Below are 4,066 nucleotides of genomic sequence, written 5' to 3' on the forward strand. Positions count from 1 at the left end.
AATGCGGAACCGGGGACTTGAACCCCGATGGCATTGCTGCCACTAGAACCTGAATCTAGCGCGTCTACCATTCCGCCAGTTCCGCGGCGATCTATAAGAATGCCCAAGAAAGGGGATCCCTGTCAAGGGCTGGGGGGCTTTAGAAGGGGATCCTATTCTTATGCTAAGCTCGGCTGCGCAGGCAGTGGATCCAGAGCGCTAACCTTGGCGGCTTTTACTTTTGTTTGCGAGGGCACCTGCCCCAACACGCAGGCGCGGGCCGGCTATTTCACTACCCCCCACGGCGAGATCCCAACCCCCTGCTTTATGCCGGTGGGAACGCTGGCCAATGTGAAAACCCTCACGCCTGCTCAACTCAAGGAAACCGGCGCCCACATTATCCTCAGCAACACCTATCACCTGCACCTACAGCCCGGCGAAGAGATCATTCAAGCGGCGGGGGGCCTGCACCGCTTCATGGGCTGGCCAGGCCCCATCCTCACGGATTCAGGCGGCTTCCAAGTTTTTAGCCTCAGCGCCATCCGCCAAATCGACGAGGAAGGGGTAACGTTTCGCTCGCCCCGCGATGGCCGTATTATCCATTTCACTCCGGAGCTGTCTATCCAAATCCAAAATGCTCTGGGGGCAGACGTCATCATGGCCTTTGACGAGTGCCCGCCCTATCCTGCTAGCCCTGAGGCGGTGGCAGCAGCGGTGCGGCGGACTACTCAATGGCTGAAGCGCTGCGTGGAAGCCCACCGCCGCTCCGATCAGGCTTTGTTTGGCATTGTTCAGGGGGGGGTTTACCCGGAGCTGCGTCGGCAGGCAGCGGAAGAAGTCTGTCGGCTGGATCTACCCGGCTATGCCATCGGCGGCGTCAGCGTAGGAGAGCCGGTGGAGCTAATGCACGCGGTGGTGCGACAAACAGCCCCCCTCTTGCCAGCCGATCGCCCCCGCTATCTCATGGGGGTGGGCACCTATGCCGAGATGCGGGCGGCAGTGGCTGCCGGCATGGACTTGTTTGACTGTGTCATTCCCACGCGCTATGCCCGCCACGGCACCGTGATCAGCCGCGGCCAACGCTGGAACATCAAGAATGCCGAACACCGCCGCAGCCTGGATCCCATCGATCCTGAGTGCCCTTGCTACACCTGCCGCCACTTCAGCCGCGCCTATTTGTGCCACCTCATCCGCGCCCAAGAGATCCTGGGCTACACTCTGCTTTCCATCCACAACATCACGGAGCTCGTGCGCTACACCCAAAGAATGCGCCAGGCCATTCTGGAAGGCAAATTTCATGAGAACTGGGATCCGTGGCGCGAGGGCTGAGCCTCCTCGGGGAGCTTCGTTAACATCAGTAAATATTCGTAGGTTAGGCTTCCTAATCGCTACAATAAGGGGATAACCTAGTCTTAGCCTCAGAGGAGAGCATGGCTGTCCGCACCCTGCAAAGTGTAATTGAGCAGCATATTGCTGGACTCCCTGGCCTCATTGCCGTCTTGATAGGGCGGGTCACTGACGGTGCCACAGTAGCCAAAGTAACCTATGCCAGCGACTCCCAAGAGGAGCAAGCCCTAGAACGTTTAGGCACCTACGCCGGCGACTTGTTGCAGGCCAATAGCCGCCTTTGTCAAACCGTTAGCCCCGGCCAAGAGGCGGACTACCTTTTGGCAGGTACTCCGGCGTTGCGGGTTGTCATCAAAGCCTTTCCCAAAAGCCCCTACTTTGTTTTGTTTCTGACCCGTTCCATCACCGACCTCAAGACGATTTCAGACCGGCTTAAGGCCATCCTCATCGACGGCAAACCACTGCTGCCCCCTGTTCAAGACGACACTCTATCCACTGCTCAGGCTTTGATTAGCTACGCCAAGCGCTACGCTCCGGATCCCAACTTTGTCGCCCTGCGCCTGTCTTTGAAAACGGGTCTAGACCGCAACCGCCTTGAAAAAGGCACCCTGAACCGACAGGAGCTGCGCATTCTCTACAAAGCGGTATCTGACGTATTGGGGGTAGAGCACTTGCCTATTGCTTTGCCCAGTTGAACGACTCCCGACACTCATTCTCGTTGAGCCAACACAACATGGCTTACGCCACGCTGCGCGAACCGATAGCTTACGGGCTTCCTGCTTCCCAGACTTATTTTTTGGTACAGAGGTCGCAGCGTGCTGCCGCCATGCGACCCACGGCGGGAAACTCTCCAGAGATTTAACTTGTTCTCCTCAATTGCAGCACAACGGCTTTCATCCCGACACTGATTTGCTCTTGAGTAAACCCAATATGGCTTACGCCACCTACGGAACACAAATACAGTGCAGGGCTTCCCGCCGATTAAGCTAAAGGCTAAAGTTGTGGGAGTTGTTAACTGTTCTCCCTTCCTATCCCCTCGAGATCAGGCCATCTATGTTGGAGCATTTACGCCTTGACCGCGCTCGCAAGCTGCTCTCTCTCTTTGGCGAGCCGGTGATTTTCCACTGCCACCACTACAACCTATTTCTGCAGCAGACCATTGAGGATCCCGACTGGATCGATGGGGTGAGCATCCTGCGCACGGCAGCTCAGGAGATCTTCTACAGCTTGCTCCAGGGCGCTTTTAAAACCTTGGGAGTGCAGCAGGCAGCAGAGCGGCTGGCGGTGGCGTGCCAGTTGTTCGGCTTTCTCGGCTTGGGGCGACTGGAGCTGCAGGCCAGCCCCAGCGGTGGCGAAGCCCAGCTCACCCACTCCCACTACGCAGAAGGCTGGCTGAGCAAGTACGGGGATCAGGCTAACCGCACTCGTCCCATCGATCATCTGGCCGTGGGCTATGTGGCGGCGGCGCTGGATGCCACTTTTGGCGAGCTGGGCAGCTACACGGCAGAGGAAACGGAGTGCATGGCGGTTACGCGCAAGGATCGCTGCCTGATCCAGGCTACTCGGCTGCCACGGCCTCAGACTTTGGTTCCTAGCCCCGGCATGGGCAAGCTCATTGAACGTCCAGCCGATCTGCCCAAGCCGATAACAGCGGTGGACTATGACGCGGTCAACGAAGCTCTGTGGAGCCTGCCTTTGGCAGGAGATGAACGGGGGCAGATTCGCGCCTTCAACGTGCTGCTCACGCGCATGCCTGCCAATTACTACAACCGCATCCAGTACCGCTTTTTGGAAGAGCTGAAAGCAGTGCAACCCAGTCTGCAGCAGGTGGCAGAGGATCTGGTGCGCGAATCGGGCCATGTCTGTGTCTTCTACACCTTGGGCAACATCATGGAGTCGCTGGAGTGGGAAACCCTTGTGGGGCCAATGCTGGAAAAGGATACCGACTGGATCCACGGGGCCTATGCCGTAACCAGCAGCTTGGGGTGGGGTCGTTGGCAGGCTTTGGAGGTGGTGAGCGATCATTCCTGCCGGGTGGCTATTGACGGCAACTACGAGACCAACTACTTTTTGGCTTCCTACCCACGGGCAGATTATCCGACCTGCTATTTTGCCCAAGGGGCGGTGCCGGCGCTGATGAATCTGGTTTACAACGGCAACATTCAGCAGAAGCCGATTCTGGATCAAGTCTTCTACAACCGCCTCTTCCAGCGGGGTGGGCTGTTTCACGGGAAGGAGACCAAAGCCAGAGAGAAAGGGGATCCCTGGTGTGAGTTCTACGCCGAGCGGATTTAGGGATCCATGCAGGTGCGCATCCTGAGGCGGCGAGAGTGTGGAAGGGGCTGGGCCACAGACCTGCTGCTGCCGCGCTGCCTGAGCTGGCCGGAGGTGGAAGAGCTGGCGCAGGAGATAGGGGCCACCTGCCGCTGCTTTCAAAAACAGCTGGTGTGGTTGGATCTGCCGGCAGGGCGAATTACCGCTTCCTTGCGGGTGCCTCGCCTAACTTTGCGGCTCTACGACGCCGCTGTTGAGGCCCAGCTCCTCAAGCAGGTGTGTCGGCTAGCCGAGGCCCCTGCTCCTGCAGCGGAGGAGGACTGAGCTGTTGGCGACTCTGCGAGCTCTCCTTAGAGGCGCTGCACAAGCTTTATAGTCGGTTCAAACACAATTCAAACACTTTCACTTTGCCACCTACCCAAGCACTTCGCGCTGCTGCCCTCACCCCCAACCCCTCTGAGGGAGA

General features: G+C 58.3%; 4 protein-coding genes and 1 tRNA gene. 4 read left to right on the forward strand and 1 reads right to left on the reverse strand.

The genetic code is table 11. The features are described 5' to 3' along the window. Positions 1-2: 2 nt before the first annotated feature. Positions 3-85: transfer RNA gene (locus tag NW862_RS12640), tRNA-Leu, on the reverse strand. A 119-nt stretch (positions 86-204) separates the two neighbouring features. Here NW862_RS12640 and tgt point away from each other — a divergent pair. The 4 genes from tgt to NW862_RS12660 all read left to right on the forward strand — a co-directional run bounded on the left by tgt (position 205) and on the right by NW862_RS12660 (position 3,924). Beyond that, the gene (gene tgt, locus NW862_RS12645; RefSeq protein ID WP_414333938.1) at positions 205-1,308 is read left to right on the forward strand and encodes a tRNA guanosine(34) transglycosylase Tgt; all 1,104 of its coding nucleotides are present in this window, start codon (positions 205-207) and stop codon (positions 1,306-1,308) included. 101 nt (positions 1,309-1,409) lie between these two features. Continuing rightward, positions 1,410-2,021 (forward strand): hypothetical protein, encoded by a 612-nt coding sequence (locus NW862_RS12650; RefSeq protein WP_414348398.1) that lies wholly within the window; start codon positions 1,410-1,412, stop codon positions 2,019-2,021. Positions 2,022-2,379: 358 nt separating this feature from the next. Beyond that, positions 2,380-3,621, forward strand: a complete 1,242-nt coding sequence (locus NW862_RS12655; RefSeq protein ID WP_414427244.1) for a hypothetical protein — start codon at positions 2,380-2,382, stop codon at positions 3,619-3,621. A gap of 6 nt (positions 3,622-3,627) precedes the next feature. After that, the gene (locus tag NW862_RS12660; protein WP_414333933.1) at positions 3,628-3,924 is read left to right on the forward strand and encodes a hypothetical protein; all 297 of its coding nucleotides are present in this window, start codon (positions 3,628-3,630) and stop codon (positions 3,922-3,924) included. The last annotated feature ends 142 nt before the right edge of the window (positions 3,925-4,066 follow it).

The sequence above is a fragment of the Synechococcus sp. H55.8 genome, assembly GCF_047462375.1.
Classification (GTDB): domain Bacteria; phylum Cyanobacteriota; class Cyanobacteriia; order Thermostichales; family Thermostichaceae; genus Thermostichus.